18 protein-coding genes and 1 pseudogene are annotated in these 20,156 nt (G+C 66.3%); 7 read left to right on the top strand and 12 right to left on the bottom strand.

The features are described 5' to 3' along the window. Positions 1-15: 15 nt before the first annotated feature. From ACSFCA_RS34870 to ACSFCA_RS34830, 9 genes are read right to left on the bottom strand one after another with little or no spacing between them, the layout of a single operon-like run. Positions 16-870 carry an ABC transporter permease gene (locus ACSFCA_RS34870; protein WP_435462758.1) on the bottom strand — a complete coding sequence of 285 codons (855 nt, stop codon included), beginning with the start codon at positions 868-870 and terminating at the stop codon, positions 16-18. Next, on the bottom strand, positions 863-1,747 hold the full coding sequence (locus tag ACSFCA_RS34865) for an ABC transporter permease (protein WP_435462757.1): 885 nt from the start codon (positions 1,745-1,747) through the stop codon (positions 863-865). The genes ACSFCA_RS34870 and ACSFCA_RS34865 overlap by 8 nt, the downstream gene beginning before the upstream one ends. Next, positions 1,747-2,823, bottom strand: a complete 1,077-nt coding sequence (locus ACSFCA_RS34860) for an ABC transporter ATP-binding protein (protein ID WP_435462756.1) — start codon at positions 2,821-2,823, stop codon at positions 1,747-1,749. Before ACSFCA_RS34860 ends, ACSFCA_RS34865 begins: the two co-directional genes overlap by 1 nt. Positions 2,824-2,869: 46 nt before the next feature. Next, on the bottom strand, positions 2,870-4,126 hold the full coding sequence (locus ACSFCA_RS34855) for an extracellular solute-binding protein (RefSeq protein WP_435462755.1): 1,257 nt from the start codon (positions 4,124-4,126) through the stop codon (positions 2,870-2,872). Positions 4,127-4,160: 34 nt separating this feature from the next. After that, positions 4,161-4,841, bottom strand: a complete 681-nt coding sequence (locus ACSFCA_RS34850) for an energy transducer TonB (protein ID WP_435462754.1) — start codon at positions 4,839-4,841, stop codon at positions 4,161-4,163. Beyond that, the gene (locus ACSFCA_RS34845) at positions 4,838-5,272 is read right to left on the bottom strand and encodes an ExbD/TolR family protein (protein ID WP_435462753.1); all 435 of its coding nucleotides are present in this window, start codon (positions 5,270-5,272) and stop codon (positions 4,838-4,840) included. Before ACSFCA_RS34845 ends, ACSFCA_RS34850 begins: the two co-directional genes overlap by 4 nt. A 3-nt stretch (positions 5,273-5,275) precedes the next feature. Beyond that, positions 5,276-5,704, bottom strand: a complete 429-nt coding sequence (locus ACSFCA_RS34840; RefSeq protein ID WP_435462752.1) for an ExbD/TolR family protein — start codon at positions 5,702-5,704, stop codon at positions 5,276-5,278. Positions 5,705-5,730: 26 nt separating this feature from the next. After that, positions 5,731-6,531, bottom strand: coding sequence for a MotA/TolQ/ExbB proton channel family protein (locus tag ACSFCA_RS34835; RefSeq protein ID WP_435462751.1), 801 nt, complete (start codon positions 6,529-6,531; stop codon positions 5,731-5,733). A gap of 52 nt (positions 6,532-6,583) precedes the next feature. After that, entirely contained in the window at positions 6,584-9,289 is a 2,706-nt protein-coding gene (locus ACSFCA_RS34830) for a TonB-dependent receptor (protein ID WP_435462750.1), read from the bottom strand. Positions 9,290-9,465: 176 nt separating this feature from the next. Between ACSFCA_RS34830 and ACSFCA_RS34825 the strand changes: the two genes are divergently transcribed. The 6 genes and pseudogenes from ACSFCA_RS34825 to ACSFCA_RS34800 form a co-directional block, all read left to right on the top strand. Then, positions 9,466-10,638: an ROK family transcriptional regulator gene (locus ACSFCA_RS34825; protein ID WP_435462749.1), complete on the top strand. Its 1,173-nt coding sequence runs from the start codon at positions 9,466-9,468 to the stop codon at positions 10,636-10,638. A gap of 131 nt (positions 10,639-10,769) precedes the next feature. Continuing rightward, on the top strand, positions 10,770-11,690 hold the full coding sequence (locus ACSFCA_RS34820; RefSeq protein WP_435462748.1) for a DUF6528 family protein: 921 nt from the start codon (positions 10,770-10,772) through the stop codon (positions 11,688-11,690). A 114-nt stretch (positions 11,691-11,804) separates the two neighbouring features. After that, complete coding sequence (locus ACSFCA_RS34815) at positions 11,805-12,908, top strand: glycerophosphodiester phosphodiesterase family protein (protein WP_435462747.1); 1,104 nt, start codon at positions 11,805-11,807, stop codon at positions 12,906-12,908. 34 nt (positions 12,909-12,942) lie between these two features. Beyond that, positions 12,943-13,527: a peptidylprolyl isomerase gene (locus ACSFCA_RS34810; protein WP_435462746.1), complete on the top strand. Its 585-nt coding sequence runs from the start codon at positions 12,943-12,945 to the stop codon at positions 13,525-13,527. A gap of 10 nt (positions 13,528-13,537) precedes the next feature. After that, on the top strand, positions 13,538-14,398 hold the full coding sequence (locus ACSFCA_RS34805; protein ID WP_435462745.1) for a hypothetical protein: 861 nt from the start codon (positions 13,538-13,540) through the stop codon (positions 14,396-14,398). 85 nt (positions 14,399-14,483) lie between these two features. Continuing rightward, positions 14,484-14,621 (top strand): annotated as a pseudogene (locus ACSFCA_RS34800) (PH domain-containing protein); the annotation flags it as partial. 50 nt (positions 14,622-14,671) lie between these two features. Here ACSFCA_RS34800 and ACSFCA_RS34795 read toward each other — a convergent pair. Together ACSFCA_RS34795 and ACSFCA_RS34790 are read right to left on the bottom strand one after the other, a co-directional pair. Then, positions 14,672-15,124, bottom strand: a complete 453-nt coding sequence (locus ACSFCA_RS34795; protein ID WP_435462744.1) for a thioredoxin domain-containing protein — start codon at positions 15,122-15,124, stop codon at positions 14,672-14,674. A gap of 82 nt (positions 15,125-15,206) precedes the next feature. Further along, complete coding sequence (locus ACSFCA_RS34790) at positions 15,207-15,527, bottom strand: hypothetical protein (protein WP_435462743.1); 321 nt, start codon at positions 15,525-15,527, stop codon at positions 15,207-15,209. Here ACSFCA_RS34790 and tnpC point away from each other — a divergent pair. Next, entirely contained in the window at positions 15,508-16,257 is a 750-nt protein-coding gene (tnpC, locus tag ACSFCA_RS34785; RefSeq protein ID WP_435474573.1) for an IS66 family transposase, read from the top strand. The two genes, ACSFCA_RS34790 and tnpC, sit on opposite strands and share 20 nt — an antisense overlap. Positions 16,258-16,525: 268 nt before the next feature. Here tnpC and ACSFCA_RS34780 read toward each other — a convergent pair whose 3' ends face one another. After that, positions 16,526-19,726, bottom strand: a complete 3,201-nt coding sequence (locus ACSFCA_RS34780) for an autotransporter outer membrane beta-barrel domain-containing protein (protein ID WP_435462741.1) — start codon at positions 19,724-19,726, stop codon at positions 16,526-16,528. Positions 19,727-20,156: the final 430 nt, after the last annotated feature.

Raw genomic sequence — 20,156 nt, 5'->3', positions numbered from 1 at the left:
CTCGCCGGCACGCTTTCAGACCTTGCCCATGCCCGCGGCCATCAGGTCGTCGCGCAGGATGCGCCCCGACAGCACGAACACGACCAGCACCGGCAGCAGAAGGATCAGCGCCACCACCGCGGCCAGCGGGAACTGCAGCGAATACGGGTCGAGGTGGTGGTACAGCAGCACGGGCAGCGTCTGTACCGCCGGCGCGCCGACGAGGAAAGTCTTGTCGAACTCCTCGAAGCTGCCGACGAAGGACAGCAGCGCGCCGGCCAGCAGCCCCGGCGTGCACAGCGGCAGCGCCACATGCCACACGGCGCGCAGCGGGCTCGCGCCGAGCGAGCGCGCGGCGTGGATCAACTCGTCGGGCAGGGTCTCGAAGCTGGCCACGAGCAGCCGGATCATCAGCGGCAGCGTGCCCACCATCTGCACCAGCACCACGCCGGGCACGGTGTAGGTTAGGCCCCATCCGAGAAACACCTGCCCCACGCCCACTGCAACGACGATGCCCGGCACGATCACCGGCGCCAGCACGAACACCTCGACCGCGCGCTTGCAGCGCAGCGGAAACTTGGCCATCGCCCAGGCCGTGGGCAGTGCCACGATCGCTGTGAGCGCAGTCACGAGCACGGCGACGGCGGTGCTGGTGATCGCCGCGCCCAACACGTCGCCATCGTCGAACACAGACCGCCAGAGGGCGCCGGTGTAGCTGCTGGGCAGCAGGTCCGGTGCGGGCCAGCGCCCGGCCACGCTCCACAGCACCAGCAGCAGCAAGGGCAGTCCCAGCGCCAGTGCGAGTGCCGCGAACAGGCCCGCCGACACCCAGATCCGGTCTTCGGGCTCGAAGCGCCGACGCGCCGGGGAGATCAACGCCGCCTCACTCATGGTCGTCCTTTCGGGCGCTGCCGCCCAGCAGCCGGGCAGCCCGCGCACTCAACGCGTAGTAGCCCAGCAGCACCGCGACCGCGAAGGCGCTGAGCAACATGCCGATGGCGTAGACCAGCGGCAGATGGCCGCTGCCGAACTCCGCGTACATGTGCACGGCCAGCGGGCGCGGAGAAGGCGGCCCCACCAGATCGGGAATGGCGAATGAGCCCATGGTGCCGATGAAAGTCAGCAGCACCGCGGCCGAGATGCCGGGCAGCGCCATCGGCAGCTCCACCCACAGCAGCGTGCGCCAGCGGCCTGCGCCCAACGTGCGCGCGGCGTGGCTCACCTCCTGCGGGATGGCGGCGAAGGCGCCGGTGATCACCAGGGTCATGAAAGGCAACTGCTTCCACACCGAGGTCAGGATGACGCCCACGCCCCAGGGGTCGCGCACCAGGCGAGGCAGCGCGAGGCCGAACGGCGCGGCCAGCCGGTCGAGGAAGCCGCCGCGTTCGGCCAGGGTCATGACGATCAGCGCGGCAATGATGCCCGGCACCGCCATCGGTATTTTGTAGAGCCCGTTGAACCATGCGCGCCCGCGAAAGTGGCGGCGCAGCAGCAGCGCCAGGCCGATCGAGAGGACGAGCGTCACCAGCAGCGGAGCGACGCCGTAGTAGATCGACACGAGGAGCCCGCTGCGCAGGGCCGGCCGAGTGAAGACCTGCGCATAGTGCTCGAGCGTGAAGCCGGCCAGTCCCTGATCGAGCCCCAGGCTGCCCGCCAGGCTCCACAGCAGCGGGCCGGCGAACAGCGCGCCAAGAAAGACCAGCCCGGGCAGCAGGCAGGCCCAGGCCAGCAGCCGGGCGCGGGTGTCCGCGGTGAACGCGCTCTTCATCACGGGCGGGCCCCGTGGCCCGGGTCTTCGCCCGCGCACTTCAATGCGTGCAGGCGCTCTGCGGCAGTGACGCTCACGCGCTGCCCCACGGGCAGCAATGCCGCGCCATCGCCGGCCGTGACGGTGACGCGCAGGCTCAGATCCGCGATACGCACCGTGTAGTTCAGCTGCGCTCCGGTGAAACTCGCGGCCGTGACCTCGCCGGCGCCTTCGGCATCGGGCACGACCCACAGGTCCTCGGGCCGCAGCGACACCAGCGCGGAGTCTGCGCCGTCGGCCAGGTCGTCGATGGCGGCGGACGCGCCCCAGGGCAGCATCACCCTGCAGTCCTTGCCGCGGCCCGTGACCGGCAGGCGCAGCAGGTGCGTGTGTCCAAGGAAGTGCGCCGTGAATGCGTCCACTGGCCGGCGGTACAGCGCGAGCGGGGTGCCGCTTTCGACGATGCGCCCGGCGTTCATCACCATGATGCGGTCCGACATCGCCATCGCCTCGGTCTGGTCGTGCGTGACGTACAGGCTGGTCGTGCCGACGCGCCGGTGCAGCGCGACCAACTCGTCGCGCAGGCTTTCGCGCAGCTTGGCGTCGAGGTTGGACAGCGGCTCGTCGAACAGCAGCAGTGCCGGCTGCATCACGATCGCGCGCGCCAGCGCCACGCGCTGCTGCTGCCCGCCCGAGAGCTGGCGCGGCATGCGATCCAGCAGGCCGTCGAGCCTGCAGATGGCCACGGCATGCTCGATGCGGCGGGCCTGCTCGGCCGGCGCGACCTTCTTCATGCGCAGGCCAAAGCCCAGGTTCTTGCGCACGCTCATGTGCGGGAACAGCGCATAGGTCTGGAACACCATGGCCACGTCGCGCTGCTCGGGTGGCAAGGTGTCGATGCGCCGCCCGCCGAGCCGGATCTCGCCGCCGCTGCCGCTCGCGATGCCCGCGACGATGCGCAGCAAGGTTGTCTTGCCGCAGCCCGAAGGTCCCAGCAGCGTGACGAACTCGCCATGCGGCACTTCGAGGTCGGTGGGCGCCAGCGCCACGGTCGAACCGTAGGATTTGTGAACGCCGCTCAGTGTCAGGGAGGCCATCGTTTGCCGCTTCAGGAAATGGAGGATGGAACAGGGGATGGCGTGCTCAGCGCTTCGCGAGCACCTTGTCCTCGAACGCGCGGATCAGCCCGCGCGTCACCAGCCAGTTGGCCGGCACGGAGCGCGTGCGCATCTGCGCGGCGGGCACCAGGTAGGGTGCCGTTGCGGCGCTCGCGACGGCCGCGGGGTCGACGTCGTTGCGCGGCGAACGCGAGGCGTGGTGCTCCAGCTTCCAGACCTGGAACTCGCGGTCGAACGCCATGTCGATGAACAGCAGCGCCGCGGCCGGATTCTTGGCATTGGCCGGCACGATCAGGCCGTCGCCGCTGGCGGCCATGCCGCTCTCGAGCAGCATGAGCCTGAAGCTGGACGGCAGTTGCCTGTCGCGCACGAACGCCAGGGACAGGTCTTCCCACGTCGTGCCGATCCATGCCTGCCGGTTGTTGAGCAGGTTCAGCGTGTCGGCGTTGCCGTTGGTCAGCTCTGCCACCTTGAGCAGTTGCGTGAGGTAAGCCCACAGCGGGTCCAGGCAGCGCGTGGTCGCGGCCCATTGCACGGCCTCGTCCTCGGTCATGCGCGCGCTCGCGAGCGTCTTGCGGCATGCCGGATCGCTGGCGAAGTGCAGCGCGGCCGCATACAGGAACCCGCTGCCGGAGCCGCCCTTGGCGGGCGAAGTGAGGGCGAATTTCCCGGGGGTTTTCTGCGCCCACGCCAGCAGCGACTCGAAGTTCGCGGGCACCTCGGCGGTGGGCAGCAGCGCGCTGTCGTAGCCCAGCGCGGTCTGGTTGAGATGCACCAGCGGCCATGCGCCGCCGGTGTCCACGCCGAAGATCGCACGCTTGTATTCGGCAGGAACCGCCGAGAGATTGGGCATGACATTGGCCAAGTCCAGCTGTGCGATCACGCCGGCGGAACGCAGCACCTCGAAGCTGTCGGTGCTCCCGGCGAAGTACACGTCCACCGGCGAAGGCGCACCGGCCTTGTGGACGGCCATCAGCTGCTGGTTGGCCTGCGCCTGGCGCACGTTGCGGTACTCGACCTTGATGCCGTAGCGCGCCTCGAAGCGCGGGATCAGGCCGAGCTTCCACACCGGATCGAAATTGCCCGCGAAGTTGTAGAGCATGAGCTTGCCTTCGCGCCGGGCCACGGGTTCGAGCACCTTGTAGAAGTTGTCGCGCGTCAGCGCGGCCGCATCGAAGTCGGCGTACTTCAGCGAAGCCTGTGCATGGGCGCCGAGCAGTGCGCCGACCAGCGCGACCGCCTGCAGGACAAGCAATGCGGTGGTGCGGAGCATCGAAGACATGGATATGGACATGGATACGGACCCGGGTTGCCGGCTATTCGGCACGGAAATTGACGTCGAAGACAACGAGCGCTTCCTCTGCACCTTCGGACTTGCAGGTGAAGCGGCGCACCGCGGCCTGAACCGCGCGCTGGTATTCGCGCGGGCCCGACAGCAGGTTCACGTCGAGCACGGCGTCGCCGCGCACGCGGAACTGCACCTTGACCGTGGCGGCCAGACCAACCCGCTCGAAGACGCCGGCCAGCCCGCTCTGCAGCGCGGCCTGGTAACCCGGGCACACCACGCCCACACTCGACGATGCCGCCCGGGCCGGCGTGGGGGATGGCACTGGTGCGGCCGGCGGCGATGGTGCCGGTGCAGGGGCTGGTTCGGGACTCTGCATCGCAACGACGGGAGGCGCCGGTGCCGGCACGGGAACAGGCGCGGGCGTTCGCACGACCTCGGGCCGCGGCGCGCGGGCCGGCTGCGGCGTTGGCGTCTTGCGGGCCTCGACGATCTTCTCGACCTTCGGCGGCTTCACCTCCTGGACGATGACGGCTTCCAGCGGCTTCCGGGCGACGGCCTCCACCGCCTTGCGCGCCAGCCCGGTGACCAGCGCATAGCCGATCAGCAGGTGTAGCCCCACCATCACCGCCAGGCCCGCGGGGCCGAAGCGGTTCGCTGGCTTGAAGTCCTTCACGCGGCCGAGGCTCGCAGCAGGCATGGTCGCGCTCATGGAGCCAGCGCCTGTGAGCTGACGATGCCGATCCGGGTCAGGCCGGTGCGCTGCGCCGCGGCCAGCACGGCAGCGACCACCTCGTATTTCGCCTTGCGGTCCGGCCGCAGGTACACCGGCGGCTGATCGGGCCGCGCGACGAGCTGTTCCATGCGGCGCACGAGCTCGGCCCGGTCGGCCAGCGGCTCGCCGTTCCACGCCACCACGCCGGCGGCGCTGACGTCGACGTGCAGCACTTCGGGCCTGGGTTCACTGGGCGGCGCACTGACCGTGGGCATGTTCAGATTGACCGCGTGCAACTGGACCGGGATGGTGATGATCAGCATGATCAACAGCACCAGCATCACGTCGATCAAGGGCGTGGTGTTGATGTCCGCGACCGGCGCGTCTGCCGCAGCGCAGTGGCGTGGGGTTTTCCTGTTCTTGCGCATGGTTCAGTCGTTGGCCGGAGGTTCGGTGATGAAGCCCACCTTGGCAATGCCGGCGCTCTGGCAGGCGTCGATGACCCGGCCCACGGGCTCGTAGTCGCTCGCGCCGTCGCCGCGGATCTGCACTTCGGGCTGCGGGTTCATCGCGGCCACTGCGCGCAGCCGCCCGGCCAGCGCCGCGTCGTCGGGCAGGCGGCTGTCGAGCCAGTAGATGTCACCGCGGGCGTCCACCGAAATCACGACGTCCTCCGCCTTGCTCACGCGCACTTCGTTGCGCTCCTTGGGCAGATCCACCGGCACCGCATGGTTCGCAACCGGGATCGTAATCAGGAAGATGATCAGCAGCACCAACATCACGTCCACCAGCGGTGTGGTGTTGATCGCCGAGACGACCTGGTCTTCGTCGCCATCGGCAGCGGGGATGTTCATGGCCATCGCGTTGCTCCGGTCTCAAAGACGCGTCATGCGGCCTGCCTTGGGGGCGATACGAGCTGCGTCGTGTACAGAAGCAGCGCCGCGTGCAGTTCGCCGCCGAAGTCGCGCACCTCGTCCATCACGCCGACATTGCGGCGCAGCAGCCAGTTGTAGCCCAGGACCGCGGGCACCGCGACGGCCAGGCCGATGGCGGTCATGATCAGCGCCTCGCCCACCGGACCGGCGACCTTGTCGATGCTGGCCTGCCCCGCCACACCGATGGCGGTGAGCGCATGGTAGATGCCCCAGACCGTGCCGAACAGCCCGATGAAGGGCGAGGTGGACCCCACCGTCGCGAGGAACGACATGCCGTTGCCCAGGCGCCGCTGCACGCGCTCGGTGGCGCGGTGGATGGACAGCTCCACCCAGTCGCAGAAGTCGACCTTGGCCTGCAGCCCCGCATGCTTGCGGGTGGCGTTCAGGCCTGCATCTGCAATGAAGCGAAAGGGGCTGCCGTCGGCCAGCTTTTCGACGCCCTCTTCGGTGCTGTGGGCACTCCAGAATTCACGCCCTGCGTTGGCCGCCTGGCGCTTCATCTTGCCCTGCTCGAGCAGCTTGGTCACGATGAGGTACCAGGTGCCCATGCTCATGATCGCCAGGATCACGAGCACCGTCCGGGCCACCAGGTCGCCCTGGCTCCACAGCGCGTCGAAGCCGTAGGGGTTGCCGACGGTGGCCGGGGTTGCAGCGAAGGCTTGCGAGCCAAGGCACATGCCGCATGCAGCAAGGGTGGCGAAGCGGTGCAGCGCGTGCCGCGCACGCTCGGGAAGTCGGCGTTGTTTCTTCATGGGTTGGAGCGAATGGGTTGAGTGGTCAAAGTGCGGGCCATGCGTTGCGCCGTCAGAGCGCATAGGTCATGCCGAACCAGTACGACTTGCCGTTGTCGATCTCCTGGTTGAGCAGGGATTGCCCCGGACCCGTCACGCGGCGCAGCTTCGCGCCGGTGAGGTTCTTCGCCTGCAGGGCGAAGGACAACGCCTTGCTGTACTGGTAGCGCACCTGCATGTCGACCGTCTTGATCGCGGCGTAGTAGATGTCCAGTGCCGAGTTGGTGGTCGACAGGGAGGTCAGGGTCTTGCCGGTGTAGTTGTAGGCGACCTGCCCGCTCCATGCGCCGCGACCCCACAACAGGGCCAGGTTGGCCATGCGCGTGGGCGAATCCTGCATCTGGGGCATGGCGCGGCTGGTGCCGTTGCTCATGCGCACGCTCGCGGGCTTCTGGTTCATGAACGTGAAGTTCGCGGCCCCCCCGAAAGCGTTGAAAGGCGCCGGCAGGAAGTCGAAGTGCACATCGGTCGCGCCGAGCTCCAGGCCGTTGACCTTGGCCGTCCCGACGTTGGAGGCCTGCGTCAGATTCTGCGTGTAGCTGGCGCCACCGATCATCAGGTTGTTGGTCGAGGTCAGGCGTGCGATTTCGTTGGAGATGTTCTTGTCGAACAGTGCCACCGACACCATCGAATCGAGCGAAGGATGCCACTCGAGCGAAGCGTCGAGGTTGCGGGACTTGCGCGGCTGCAGGTCCGGGTTGGCCTGGGTCGTGGTGATGATGTTGCCGGCGACGGAGCTGGAGTTCTGCCCCAGGTCCGAGTAGATCGGACGCGCCAGCGAACGGCCCAGGCCGGTGCGCAGGCGCAGGTCGGGCTGGATGTCCCAGCTCAGGTTCACCGAAGGCAGCATGTCGGTGCGGCTGGACGATTGCGATGTCTGCCCGTAGGTGGTGGACTGGTTCAGCGGCGTGGGCATCCAGGTTTCGATGCGCGTGGCGGCATGCTCGACGCGGGCGCCGGCGGTCGCGGTGAAGTTCTCCAGCTGATAGGCCGCCATGCCGTAGGCGGCGCTGATGCGCTCGGAAACATCGAAGTCCTGCGACGTGCTGCGCGCCACCTGATCAGGGGACAGCGTGTAGCGGCCCGGATGGGCAATGAAGTAGGCCTGGGCAAGCGTCGGATCCACCAGCAGCAGCGAGCGCCCGTTGCTGTCGTAGGGAACCACCATCGCACTGCTGGCGCCGACCTGCGCCAGCGTGATCGGCCGGCCGGTGGCGGGGTTGAAACGCTGCTCGTCGAAGTTGTAGTTCTTCGTCAGGTCCCGCAGCTGGAAGCCGGTCTTGAAGCCCCACCCCTGCGCGCCGTCCTCCAGGTTGTGGCTGAGGTTGACCTTGAGCGTGTGCTGGTGCGTGGTCGACTGCTCGACCTGCGAGGTGTTTTCCGTCAGGTTGTAGCGGCTCGTGTCATAGAGGGCGCTGCCGTTCCTGGGCGTGAAGACCGGCACGGCTCCGGGCACCAGCGTGTAGTCGTAGCCCAACGCCGTGCTGTTGCCGGTCGCGAAGGTGTGCAGCTTGGAGTCCTGCCGATAGCTGCCGCTGGCTTGGTTGTACGTCACGTCGATCAGGCCGCGGTCCCAGGGCTGGTATTCGACCCCGGCCTCGACATAGCGCAGCTGGCGGTTCTGGTCGAACTTGGCGTAGTCGGTCTGCGACTGGCCACTCGCGGCGCTGCCGGTCAGGCCGTTGACCGTCACGGGCGAAGAGGCGGTGGTGGTGTTCTGCAGCCACTGCGCGCGACGGTCTTCGTCGTTCAGGTGCTGGAACCAGCCGCCTGTCAGGTGCGCGCGGAAGTTGCTGTGGTTGTCGTATTCGAGCTTGCCGAACAGGCTCTTGCGCTCGCGGATGTTGTCGTAGGTCAGCCAGCGCAGGCGGTCGGGGAAGGCAATGGCATTGCTGACGTCCGCGGTGGCGGGGTTGAGCTTGGCCGCGTTGGTCTGCGCGCCGCCCTTGGGGTAGAAGCTGTAGCTGTCGATCGCGGTGTTCAATGACGACGAGACCCGCCGGAAATAGCTGCCCGACAGCAGCGCACCGAATTCGTTGTGCTCGCCGAAGGTGGTACTCATCGTGCCTTCGAGTTGTCCGGAAGGCGATGATCCGTCGAGGCGCCGGTGATTGGTCCAGTCCGACAGATCGGTACGCAGCGAAAAGTGCTGCCCGGGATTGTCGAATGCGCTGCGCGTGCGCAGGTTCGTCAGGCCGCCGATGGCGTTGCCTTCCATCTCCGGCGTGAAGGTCTTGTAGACCGACACCTGGCTGGCCAGCGACGCAGGAATGACGTCCAGCGAAACGACGCGGCGCGTGGTTTCCGTCGCGGGCAGTGCGATGCCGTCGATCGTGACGCTGTTGTAGTCGGGGTTGAAGCCGCGCAGCGTCATGAATTGCGCCTCGCCGCGGCCGTTGTTGACGATCATCGACACGCCGGGCACGCGCTGCAGCGCCTCGCCCAGGCCAAAATCGGGAATCGAGCCGACCTCGTCGGAAGACACGCCGTCCGACACGACGCGCTCGGCGCGCTTCTCCGCGATCGCCTTCTTCGCCGACAGGGCGCGCCCCGTGATGACCACGGGCGCCAGTTCCGTGGCAGGGGCGGAGGGCTCCGCGGACGACACCGGCGAGGGAGCAGGCTGTGCCTGCGCCCAGGCCTGGGTTACGGAAAGCGGCAGGACGCCCAGGACGAAAGGGGCGCTCAGCAGTGCGGCCCGGCTGAACAATGCTTGCATGAAGGCTCCAGATGAATAAGGGGTTCGTGAGAAGGGCGCGCATCGCCCTGACAACGGTCACGACTCTATTTATTCACTGTGACTGAATTATTAAAAAGAGCACTGATGCTGTAAGAAAAAGAGAATGCGCAGTCTTTTTCTTATTTATGTCACCTTCATGTATATAAACTCGCCGCATGGAAGATGACTTGCACCGCCCCGACACGGGCACGCCGCCACCGGCGTTCTGGCGTACGCCGGCCGACCCCGTGGTGGCCAGCCCCAACGAGCGGGAGCTGCTCGATCTGGTCCGTCGCCAGGGGCGGATGTCCCGCGCAGACCTCGTGCGTGCCACCGGCCTGACGGCGCAGTCGGTGATGCGGCTGGTCGACGAGTTGCGCGACCGCGGCTTGCTTCACCTTGGTGAGACCTTGCCGCGTGAAGGCCGGGGCAAGCCCAGCCAGGCGGTCGAACTGGTGCCCGGCCACGCCTGCACGATCGGCTTTTCGATCACCACGGACAGCGTCAGCTCGGCCATCGTCGACTTCGCGGGCAATGTGCTCGGGCAAAAACACGAGCAGACCCCGAACCTCGATCGCAGCAAGCTGGTCGCGGTGCTGCGCCAGCACACGCAGACGCTGCTGCACACGCACAAGGTCTTGCCGGAGCGGCTGTTCGGCCTGGGCGTGGGCATCACCGGCTTCTTCGTGGGCGAAGGCCGCCGGGTGAACTCCCCCTCGCCGCTGGACGATCTCGCGCTGGTCGATCTGGACGAGCTGCTCACCCGGGAGCTGGGCCATCCCGTGTGGCTGGACAACGACGGCACCGTGGCCGCCGTCGGAGAGAGCATGCTGGGCGTGGGGCGCTGGGCGCGCAACTTCGTCTATCTGTACTTCAGCCTGGGCCTGGGGGGCGGCCTGATCGTCAATGGCCGATGCGTCCGGGGCGCCCATGGCAACGCAGGCGAAGTCGCCGGCATGCTGTCGATACCGGGCATCGAGGCACCCACGCTGGAACTGCTGCGCGAAATGCTGGCCTCGGACGGCCTGGCCTTCGCGGACATCGGCGCGATGCTGGCGCAGTTCAACCCCCACTGGCCGGCCTGCGACCGATGGCTGGAGCGTGCGCGTCCCGCGATGTCGCTGATCGTCTCGGCCATCGTCGCGTTGCTCGACCCCGACGCCATCGTCTACGGCGGGCGCCTGCCGCGGGCGCTGGCCGAACGCCTGATCGCCGGCTCGACCATCGACAACAAGCCCCGGCGCGGGCGCAAGCGGCCCGAACCACGCCTCGTGCCGGCCGAGGCCCCCAGCGATGCCACGGCCATCGGCGCGGCCGCACTGCCGTTCAAGGAGCACTTCTTCCTGTGATTGCGTGATCGGCGTGCGTGAACCTCCTTCGCCCTTAATAATTCAGTCACAGTGATTAAATAGACTGGCGGCGGTTCGGTGTCTTGGCGGCTTGCCCCACCGCTCTCGCACTCATTCGAAGGATCACTGTCATGTCTCCATTGCCGGTCCACCCTGCGGGCAAGGTTCGCGCCGCGCTGTTTCTCGCTTCGGCGCTGCTGTTCGGCGCAAGCTCGCACGGCGCTGCGCTTCTGGCCTGCGGCAGCGATGCGGTTCGCAAGTACGAAGTCGACGGCGATCGTTCGACCGTGACATGGTCATGGTCCGCACGAACCGACGGCAACATGCCCGAGGCCTACAAATCGGGGCTGTTCGACAAGATCGATGAATGCAAGCCTGTTCTCGACGCCAGTGCGGTCCTGGTCACGGCATCGACGGGCGGTGTTGCACTGGTCGACCTGCAGACCGGCCATGCCACGTTCTGGGCACAGGTGGCCATGGCGCATTCCGCCGAGATGCTGCCGGGCCATCGCATCGCCGTGGCTGCATCCCTCGCACCGCAGGGCAACCGCATCGAGATCTATGACGCGAACCTGCCGGGCCGCATGCTCCATGCCACCGAGCTGTACTCGGGCCATGGCGTCGTGTGGGACGAGCGCCGATCCCTGCTCTATGCCCTGGGCCACGAGGCCGTCAGGGCGTACAAGCTGGCGGACTGGGACCCCCCGACGCCGCGGCTGGCATTGGTGGCGTCCTGGCCGCTGCCGGGCAAGGCGGATGGACACGACCTCGCCCGTCTCCCGGGCGACCGCGAACTGGTCCTGAGCACCGACGACGGCGTCTGGCAGTTCGACCCCGATACCGGCGTCTACGCGGCCTATGCGCCGCTGGCCGGCCGGCGCAACATCAAGGCCGTCAGCGTCGAAGCGCGCACCGGCCGCATCGCCTTTCAGCAGCCCGAGGAGCGCTGGTGGTCCCACCACATCCGGCTGCTCGCGCCCGAAGGCGCCATCGCCGTGCCGGACATCCGGCTCTACAAGGTGCGCTGGCTCCCTGACCACCAGGCGCCATGACGGCACCGGCCTCGCAGAAAGTTCTTTGCCCAGTCCGATTTAATAATTCAGTCACAGTGAATTATTAGGATGCGCCAGGGCCCTACTCCAACACCTTCAATCCCTCCCTCCACCATGCAACACCACAGCCTTCGAAAACTGAACCCGGCGAAGACCTTCGCTCTCGCGCTGCTGGCGGCCGCCTGCGCGGCGCCTCAATTCGCCTTCGCGTCCTGCGGCAACACGACGACCAAGATGCGGGAAATTCTCGGCACCAGCTATACCGCCGACACGCTCGTGCTGGCACACCGTGGGCTCTGGGGAAAGTACGCAGGCATCCCTTCCCTGCCCGAAAACTCCAGAGGGTCCCTGTCTCAGGCCGACCTCAAATGCATGGATGGCGTCGAGTTGGACGTCAAGGTGACAAAGGACGGCGTACCCATCCTGATGCACGACTTCAATCTCGGCAGGACAACCAACGTGTATGCCGTCATGGGGGGATCCAAGTACAACCCCATGACCAATCAGGGGCAGAACCCCGCGGTGAGCACCGTAGCCTGGAGCACGATCGAGCGGCTCGGTTTGCTCACACCCGATCGAAGCGTCGCCACCGGCTACCACCCGCCGCGCCTCGACCAACTCTTCGATTACTGGAAGAGCCAGGGCATGACCGTCCCGATGGTCTTCGACACAAAGACGGCCGATGCCGTCAGAGCGGTCCACACGATCGCACTGCAAAAGTTCGGCCGCCCGGACGACGTGGTTGCCGTCAAGGTGAACGCGACGTTGTTCCCTACACCGTCGGCGTTCATTGGCAATGCCAAGTACATCACGGCGATCCCCGTGTTCACCACGAACATGCTGTCCAAGATCGACGTGCCGAGCAGCAGAGCTGCCTGGCAGGGGTACGTCAACACCCTGGAAATCAACGTGAAGCAGGATGGCGGCCTGCTCCAGGGGCAGATGGATACGGCCAAGAGGGCCGGCAAACGCGTGGGCGTATTCCATGCGATCCCGGACGGTCCCGTGTCCGGACAGTTCTACCAAAACACGGGGCAATGCTGCTACCGGCTCTCTGACCTCTTCTTCTCATACTCGGGCGGGAAGGACACAGCCGATCACCGCGGAGACCAGGGCTACCTCCTCTATCAGGGCTTTGGGCTCATCACCACCGACGACCCCGTGGGCGTGAACCGCTTTCTCGGGGATCACGGCAAACGTGTCTCGCACGTCCATTGAATGGCCCTGAGGCCACGCTCCCGGAGACTGCCCCATGGCAAGTGTTGAACGCGCGCGGTGTCTGTTTGCCGCACTGGTACTGGCCGCGGCAAGCTTGGGCCTTCATTCGAGGGCCTGTGCCGCGGAGCCCGCGACGGCGCGCGCAGACAGCGCAGCCATTCGCGAATCCGAAATCAAGCGCCAGTTCGAGGCACAACCGTGGGTGTACGACGAGTACCGCTTGAGCCACATCTTCATCGCGGCGCAAACCGCCGACGCGAAGGCAAGACCCAAAACGCAGCGGTCTGAATCCCAGGCACTGACGCGGGCCCGGATGCTCAAGCGCAAGCTCGACGCGGGAGCGGACTTCGCGAGCCTGGCGCGCGTCGCGTCCGACGACGCCGCGACCGTGCCGTTGGGCGGCGAGCTGTCGTCGATCTTTGGCCTCTATCTGGCCGACGAATTCGTCGTCGCGGTCCGCACGCTGACTGTCGGCGAAGTGTCGAAGCCAGTCCGGGGGGCGAGCGGATACCACCTCATCAAGCTGGAAGAAAAGCACGCCGCCACGCTCGAAACGGCCAGAGGGCTGATCGAGCTTCAATTGCGAGGCGAGGCTCTGCCTCGTTCTCCGGCGGATTGAGTCGAACGTCATGCGCCATCGTGCAAAGCTGAAAGCAACGGTCGTGGCTGTGATCGCTGTGTCGGCGGCTGTCGCAGTGTTCATCGCTTGCCAGGACACGCCGGAACAGCCGAGCGTCGGTGAGCGAAGCGCGCCCGTCGATTCGGCGGCGAGGCGCTATGCGGACGAAGTGAATCGACGCTCGTTGGTGGCAGCAATGACCATGCCGATTCAACCGCCATCGAGTCCGGCGACTGTCGATGTCCAACGAAGCTATGAGGCCGCCGTGCTGTACGCCAATTGCGAGCAGCAGGCGAAAGAAGCCGCGCCAGACACAAGCTCGCCCGACGAGGCCTACGACATCGACCCGAGCGGCGCGCTTGCGGCGCATTTGATGCAAGAGGCCAATGCAAGGAACGCCGAATGCCGGAAGGTCGGCCCCAGCGAATATCGCCAGGTCGATCAACTGTTGCGAACTGCTGCGTCGAATGGAAACCTGGACGCACAGGGGCTCCTGCTGCGCAGACGTGGCGAGGCCCTGCTGAATGGCGCACTCCGGGATCGCGGGCTAGGTGAAGAGCCGGAATTCATCCCCGTCGACGAGAGCGAAGCCAAGACCATCATCTCGGAACTGGAGACGCTGGCGCTCCAGGGGCACCAGGAATCAATGACGGCGCTTGACCAGTTGCTGTCCTCGCCGCTGCCGCCCTTTTCCGACCCGGTGCAGGCGGCGGCATGGCGACTGGTGTCATACCAGCTGCCCAGTGTGCCGTTCCCATCCGATGAGCACTTAGCTGGCAGTGTCGAAGTCCTCGACGACATGGACGAAACCACCAGGCAACGCGTGCTGGCGGTATCGAAGTCACTCTTCGAGCACTGTTGCACTCGATGACACGCTGCCGCCAACCCTGCAAGCCTGGGTATGAAGAGCGACAGCGGTCGGCACCGAGGCGGTTCCTGAGCGGTTTTTCTCCCCGGTTGCTGGTACCTTCGATCTCCATGCCGAGTTCAAGGTATGGCTCTCGGGGACGGCCGCTCCTATCCGGAAGCAATCCGACAGGAAGTTCAGCATCTGCGAGATGCAGAGCGTGCTGACGAGCTACGTGCTCAGATGAGTTGAACGTCGGGTGCTGGCGGAGTGTCCGGTCGGCGCGCCTGCGCTATCTCATGGTTCCCAAATCCCGGACGTCAGCTCGCAGAGATGCCCGATCACCGCGAGCCAGTGGCAGGTTGATGGTATCTCCCTTGCGCCAGCCGAGGCCTGAGCCGCAAGCACATCTTCGTCCACGGGATGAAGGTCGAACAAGCGCTGCAAAGCAGCCATCTCCTTCACCGCCTGCGACCGCCACAACGTCTTGCCCCGGTATGCCAACACCCACGGCAAATCATCCGACACATAGCCCGCCAAAAACTCCGCATGTTCCTCGAGGTCAAGCCACAGCCAGACCCCGATGGCTCTCGCATCGGCAGCCACCTGCTCGTACCGCGGTTTGAAGTCGCGACACTTCTGACACCAGCTCTCGGCGCTGAGAACGACGACGAGCAGCGCCGTTGGGCCGCGCAGCGCGTTCGCAATGGCCGCGGCGTCCCGCCACGGGTCTAGCAGCTTCGTACTCATGGCGAAGTCCACTCACCGTCAGGCACGCGACGAAAACCGATGCGCATTGGCGACGAATGGCGCCTGTCCGCATCAACGCCAATTACGCAACCCCTTGCAGTTCGGCTTCGATCAGTTGACCGGCAAAGTCTGCATCGAGCACGCGCCCCAACAGCAACCTCCGCCCCGTGGGCCACGCCGTGGCACTCGCCCTTACGGCCTCCACGTCGGGCCATGGCAGGCCGTCGTCATCGTCGAGCCCCGCGTCGGCGATGCCTTTGCTCGCGGTGGCCTCGGCGTCGCGGGCAGGCAGCGGCACTCCGGTCAGCGCTTGCCACACCCAGCCGGCATGGCGCGTGCTCTCGGACTCGGCCAGCGGCGAGGTGCAGCGCTTGCAAGAGGCATTGAAGATCGCGCTGCTCACCGTCGAGAAGCTCAAGGTCGAAGTGGCGTACTTGCGTCGCATGAAGTACGGTCGCTCCAGCGAGCAACTCGAGCACGCCCAGCTTGAACTTGTGGGCGGCCAGATCGCGCAGCCAGCATTGAACCCGACGCAGGCCGAGGGCGCCGGCGCCGAAGACGGCGAGCACCATTCCAACATCACGTCCATCGAGCAGGGTCGCAAGAAGCGTCGGGCACGAGAGCGCACCGGAACGCGTGATCTGCCAGCGCATCTACCGCGGTGCACCGTGGTGCACACGCCGCACAGCGGTTGCGACTGCGAGGCCTGCGGCTGCGGCCTTCGCGAGATCGGCCAGGACGTCTCGGAGGTACTCGACTACGAGCCGGGCAGCTTCCATGTCGTGCGACACGTTCGCCCCAAGCTCGCCCGCACGCGCTGCTGCACGATCACCCAGGCGCCAGCGCCGAGCCGCCCCATCGATCGCTGCATGGCCGGCACCGGCTTGCTCGCGCACGTGCTGGTGAGCAAGTATTGCGATCACACACCCTTGTATCGGCTGTGCCAGATCTACGCCCGTGAGGGCGTGGAGCTGCAGCGCTCGACCCTGGCCGACTGGGTGGCCCAAGCGGCACGCCTGCTGAGCCCGCTGGCCGAAGCCATTGGCCACCACGTGTTGGCGGCCGACAAGATCCACGGCGACGACACGCCGATCCGCGTGCTCGGCGGCGCGGGTGCCAAGGCTCGCACCTGACGCCTGTGGGTGTACGTAAGGGACGACCGACCCGGCGGTGACACAGCGCCCCCGGCGGTGTGGTTCCAATACTCGGCGAACCGCAAGGGCGAAACATCCGGTACGCCACCTGCGGCACTTCAGGGGAATCCTGCAAGCTGATGCCTTCGCTGGCTACCACCCGTTTACGAAGAAGGCCGGGTGATCGAGGCGGCTTGCTGGAGCCAACAATGCCTCCTGATGCTTGAGATGCACCGCGCCAGGAACTGATCCATAGTGCGGTGGGTCCTCACCACTTCATGCGCAGCCCGATGGAGCCCTGCACGGAAGTCTTCACATCCGTCGCGCCGCCCGAGGCCCACAGCTTGCCGACTTCGCCGTAGACGCTGGTCGTCTCATTCAGCGCCAGGGTGAGGCCGCCGGCCAGTTCGCTGACGGTAGAGCCGCTGCGGCCCGTGATGTCGGTCGTGGCGGCAGGTCCGATGAAGCGGGCGACGTCGGCGCCGCCACTCGCCTTGTAGATGTTGAAGCGGCCGTACGGCTGCAGCGTGCCGAGGCTCGTGGAGATCTCGCCCTTCACGCGCACGCCGACGCGCGCGATCCAGCCATCGTCGCTGTCCTGCCGCACGCTCGCACCGGAGATCGCGATGTCGTCCAGGCTGAGGTGCTGGTGAATCAGCTGCAATTGCGGCTCGATCTTCCAGCCGCTCTCGCCCATGGCGAAGGCCTGGCCCACTTCGATGGATGCCGTCAGGCTGTCGCCCTTGCCCGAGCTGCGCTGAGTGGACAGGGGTTCGACGGTGTAACGGTGCCGCCCGGCCTGCAGCACGGCGTCGGCGTAGAAGCCCGAATCGGCGGTCCAGGTGCCGTAGGCGCCCAGGTACTGGCTGCGCAGGTCGTTGGAGCCAACGGCCAGGTTGGCGATACCGCTGGCAAAGCCGCTGACCCTGACGCGGCCGTCGAGCTGGCCGACGTAGACGCCGGCACGCCAGTTCGATGTGGCAAACAGATCGGTGCCGGCCTGGAAGCCCTTGACGTTGCCCTTGCTGTGCGGGTCGACGGTGCCTTGCTGGCGGATGTCGATGTCGGTGGCGATCACGCGGCCCCAGGCGCGGCGTTCGGTGTCGGTCGATGCGGCGGCGCCTGCCTTGACATCGTCGTCGCCGATGCGTTGGTGCAGGTTGCCGATCATGGCCAGGTCCGCCTGGCGCACCTGGCTGGGCAGCGCGGAGAGCAACGGGACTTCGGCACGGTAGGCCGGCACTTGCACGGCGCTCGTGCCGGTACCGCCCGTTGCCGTGGTGGTCGATCGCAGGTACCAGTTCTCGCCGGCGCCGCTCGCATCGGCGGCATACAGGCGGTACTCGTAGGCGCCCGCATCCACGTGGCCGCCCGCGAGCGTGAACGCATCCTTGGTGGTCTGCGCGGTGGTGGTGGCGCCGTTGAGCGCCGAGACCACCTCGATGCCGTTGCCCGTGGTCAGCGCGCCCAGGCCACCGAGTTGGGTGATCTGCACGCTGGTCCTGCCGCTGGCCGAGGCGCTCGCACCGTTGAGCACCAGCCGGTCGCTCACGCTGGTGCTGTCGCCCAGGAAGGTGCCCAGCCGCAGCACGCCGTTGTTGCCGACATAGGCGCCGTTGACGGTGAGGGTGGTGCCTGGTGCGGTGCCTACCAATGTGACAGTGCCACTGTTGGCGAGCGAGGCAACCGTCTGGCTGAAGCCTGCAAGGTCGAGCGTGGCGCCGCTTTGCACGGTGTGCGCCGAGGCCGCGCTGAAGGTGCCGGTGGCGCCGGCCTTCAGGGTGCCTTCGGCCACATCGGTCGCGCCGGTATAGCTGTTGGAGCCCGAGAGCGTGAGGGTGCCGCTGCCGATCTTGGTGATGAAGCCGCCGCCGGTGATGTTGCCACTGAGCGTGGCGCTGAAGCTGCCGGTGTCGATCACCGGGTCGTTGTTGCCGGTCAGCACCACGGCGTTGGCGAGGTTCAGGCCGTCCGCGGCGAAACCGAGCGTGGTGCCGTCGTCCATCGCCAGCGTGCCGGTGCCCAGCGCCAGGTTGTTGCCGACGTTCAGCCGGCCTTGCTTGAGCGCGGTGCCGCCGTCATAGCTGTTGGCCGCGGTGAGCGTCGTGGTGCCTGCGCCTTCTTTGACGAGCGAGCCGGTGCCGCTGATCGTGCCCGACAGCGTGAGCGCGTCCGAGCGGTTGATGAGCAGCGTCGCGTTGTCGACGATGTTGCCTTTCACCGAGCCGCTGGTGCCGCCGTTGCCCAGTTGCAGTACACCGGCGCTGATCGTGGTGGTGCCGGTGAAGGCCTGATCCTGTGTCAGTGTGAGCATGCCCGCGCCGGTCTTTTCGATGCCACCCGTGCCGCTCACCAAGCCGGCGTAGGTTGCGTTGTCAGGCTGGGCGAAACGCACGAGCCCGTTGTCGGTGATCGCCGCCGGCGCGAATTGCGCGCTGCTCTGCAACACACCGCCCGAGCCGACGGTCATGCTGCCCGTGTAGGCGCTGTTGTTGGCACCAAGGATCAGCGTGCCGCCATTGACCGTCGTGCTCGTGATGCCTGCGGGTGCCAGCGCCACATTGAAGTTCCAGGTGCCGCTGTTGTTGACCAGCGTTTCGAAACCGGTGAGAGACAGCGGCGCGAAGGTGTCGGTCGCGTTGTTGTCGCTGTTGAGCGTGAGCAGGTCGGCACCCGCACCGCCGCTGATGTTGCCAGTGATCGAGGCGCCCGTGTACCAGCGCAGCGCATCGCCGCCGCCTGCGAAGGCGAGCGAGCCGGTGAGACTGCCCTTGTTGGTGAAGTCGACGGCCATCGTGCCGCTGGCGCCGATGACGGTCGTCGTGGTCGAGCTCGTACCGGCGCCCGCGATGATCGCGCCGGTGTTCAGGACGGTGTTGGCACCGCTGTTCGCCTGGAACCAGATCGCCGTGTGCGCAGAACTGATGGTGCCGTTGTTGGTGATGGTGTTTCCGCTGCCCACGGGATTGATGGCCTCGGAATTGGTGCCCGCGCCGCTGGCGCTGACAGTCCCTCCCGCCTCGATGGTGATCGTGCTGTTGCTGTTGACCTCGATCGTGTTCGCACCGATGCCTGCATAGGGCGACGCGCCGCCGCTGGCGGCGTTGTTCTGGACCGTGGCCCCGCTCTGGACGACGATGCTGGCCGTGTCGCCGACGCTGATGCCCGAACTGTTACCTGTGCTGATTGTCGTGCCCGACGTGACCAGTACAGCCGTGCCTGCCGGAGTTGCCAGTCCGGTGCCCACTGTTGCGGTCTGGTCGGTGCCCGTGCAGTTGATCGCATTGGCATTCGTGTCGGTCGTGCATGCGGCAGAAGCGGGCAATGAAGCCGCCGCCACCACAGCGGCCACGAACAGCGTCACGCCCCGTGTGGCCCCGGTTGATCTTGCGTGTCCGCGCCCGAGTTCGGAAGCGACGGTCCAAAGAGCGAGTGCGTCGTTCCAGATGACGCGGAATATCTTATTCATTACTTGAGTCCTGGTAGTCAATAGCGAATGGCGCACTGGAATGAACTGTGTGCGCGGCACAGGTGTGGCCGGGCTGTGTGCCTTCCTGACCGGGGCGGACTCTAATGCAACCAATTGCAAGTTCGTACAACACAACTCGACAGATTTCCAGTGGATTTGGGATTTCGCCTATGAGTGCGAAATCGTTCACATTTGTTTGCTTTTATTGGCCCGCAAAAATGGAATTCATCCACTCATAATTCGAGGCAATCGAGGCTCCCCGCAACGCGCTTGCCTCCAAGCGGGGGATTATTGGATTTCGCCGATCTCTGATCCTAGGGAAGGTCTGATCAAGTCGTAAATTGGCTTGATGGCGAGCGCGTGTGCTTGTCGTTGCGCTCGCAAGCTCGTCTCACCGAGCATCCCCATGCGTTTGAGAGGCCCTTGCGGC

Source organism: Variovorax multivorans, assembly GCF_051216835.1.
In the GTDB taxonomy this organism is placed as follows: domain Bacteria; phylum Pseudomonadota; class Gammaproteobacteria; order Burkholderiales; family Burkholderiaceae_C; genus Variovorax.
This window is presented reverse-complemented; position numbering and strand designations above follow the sequence as displayed.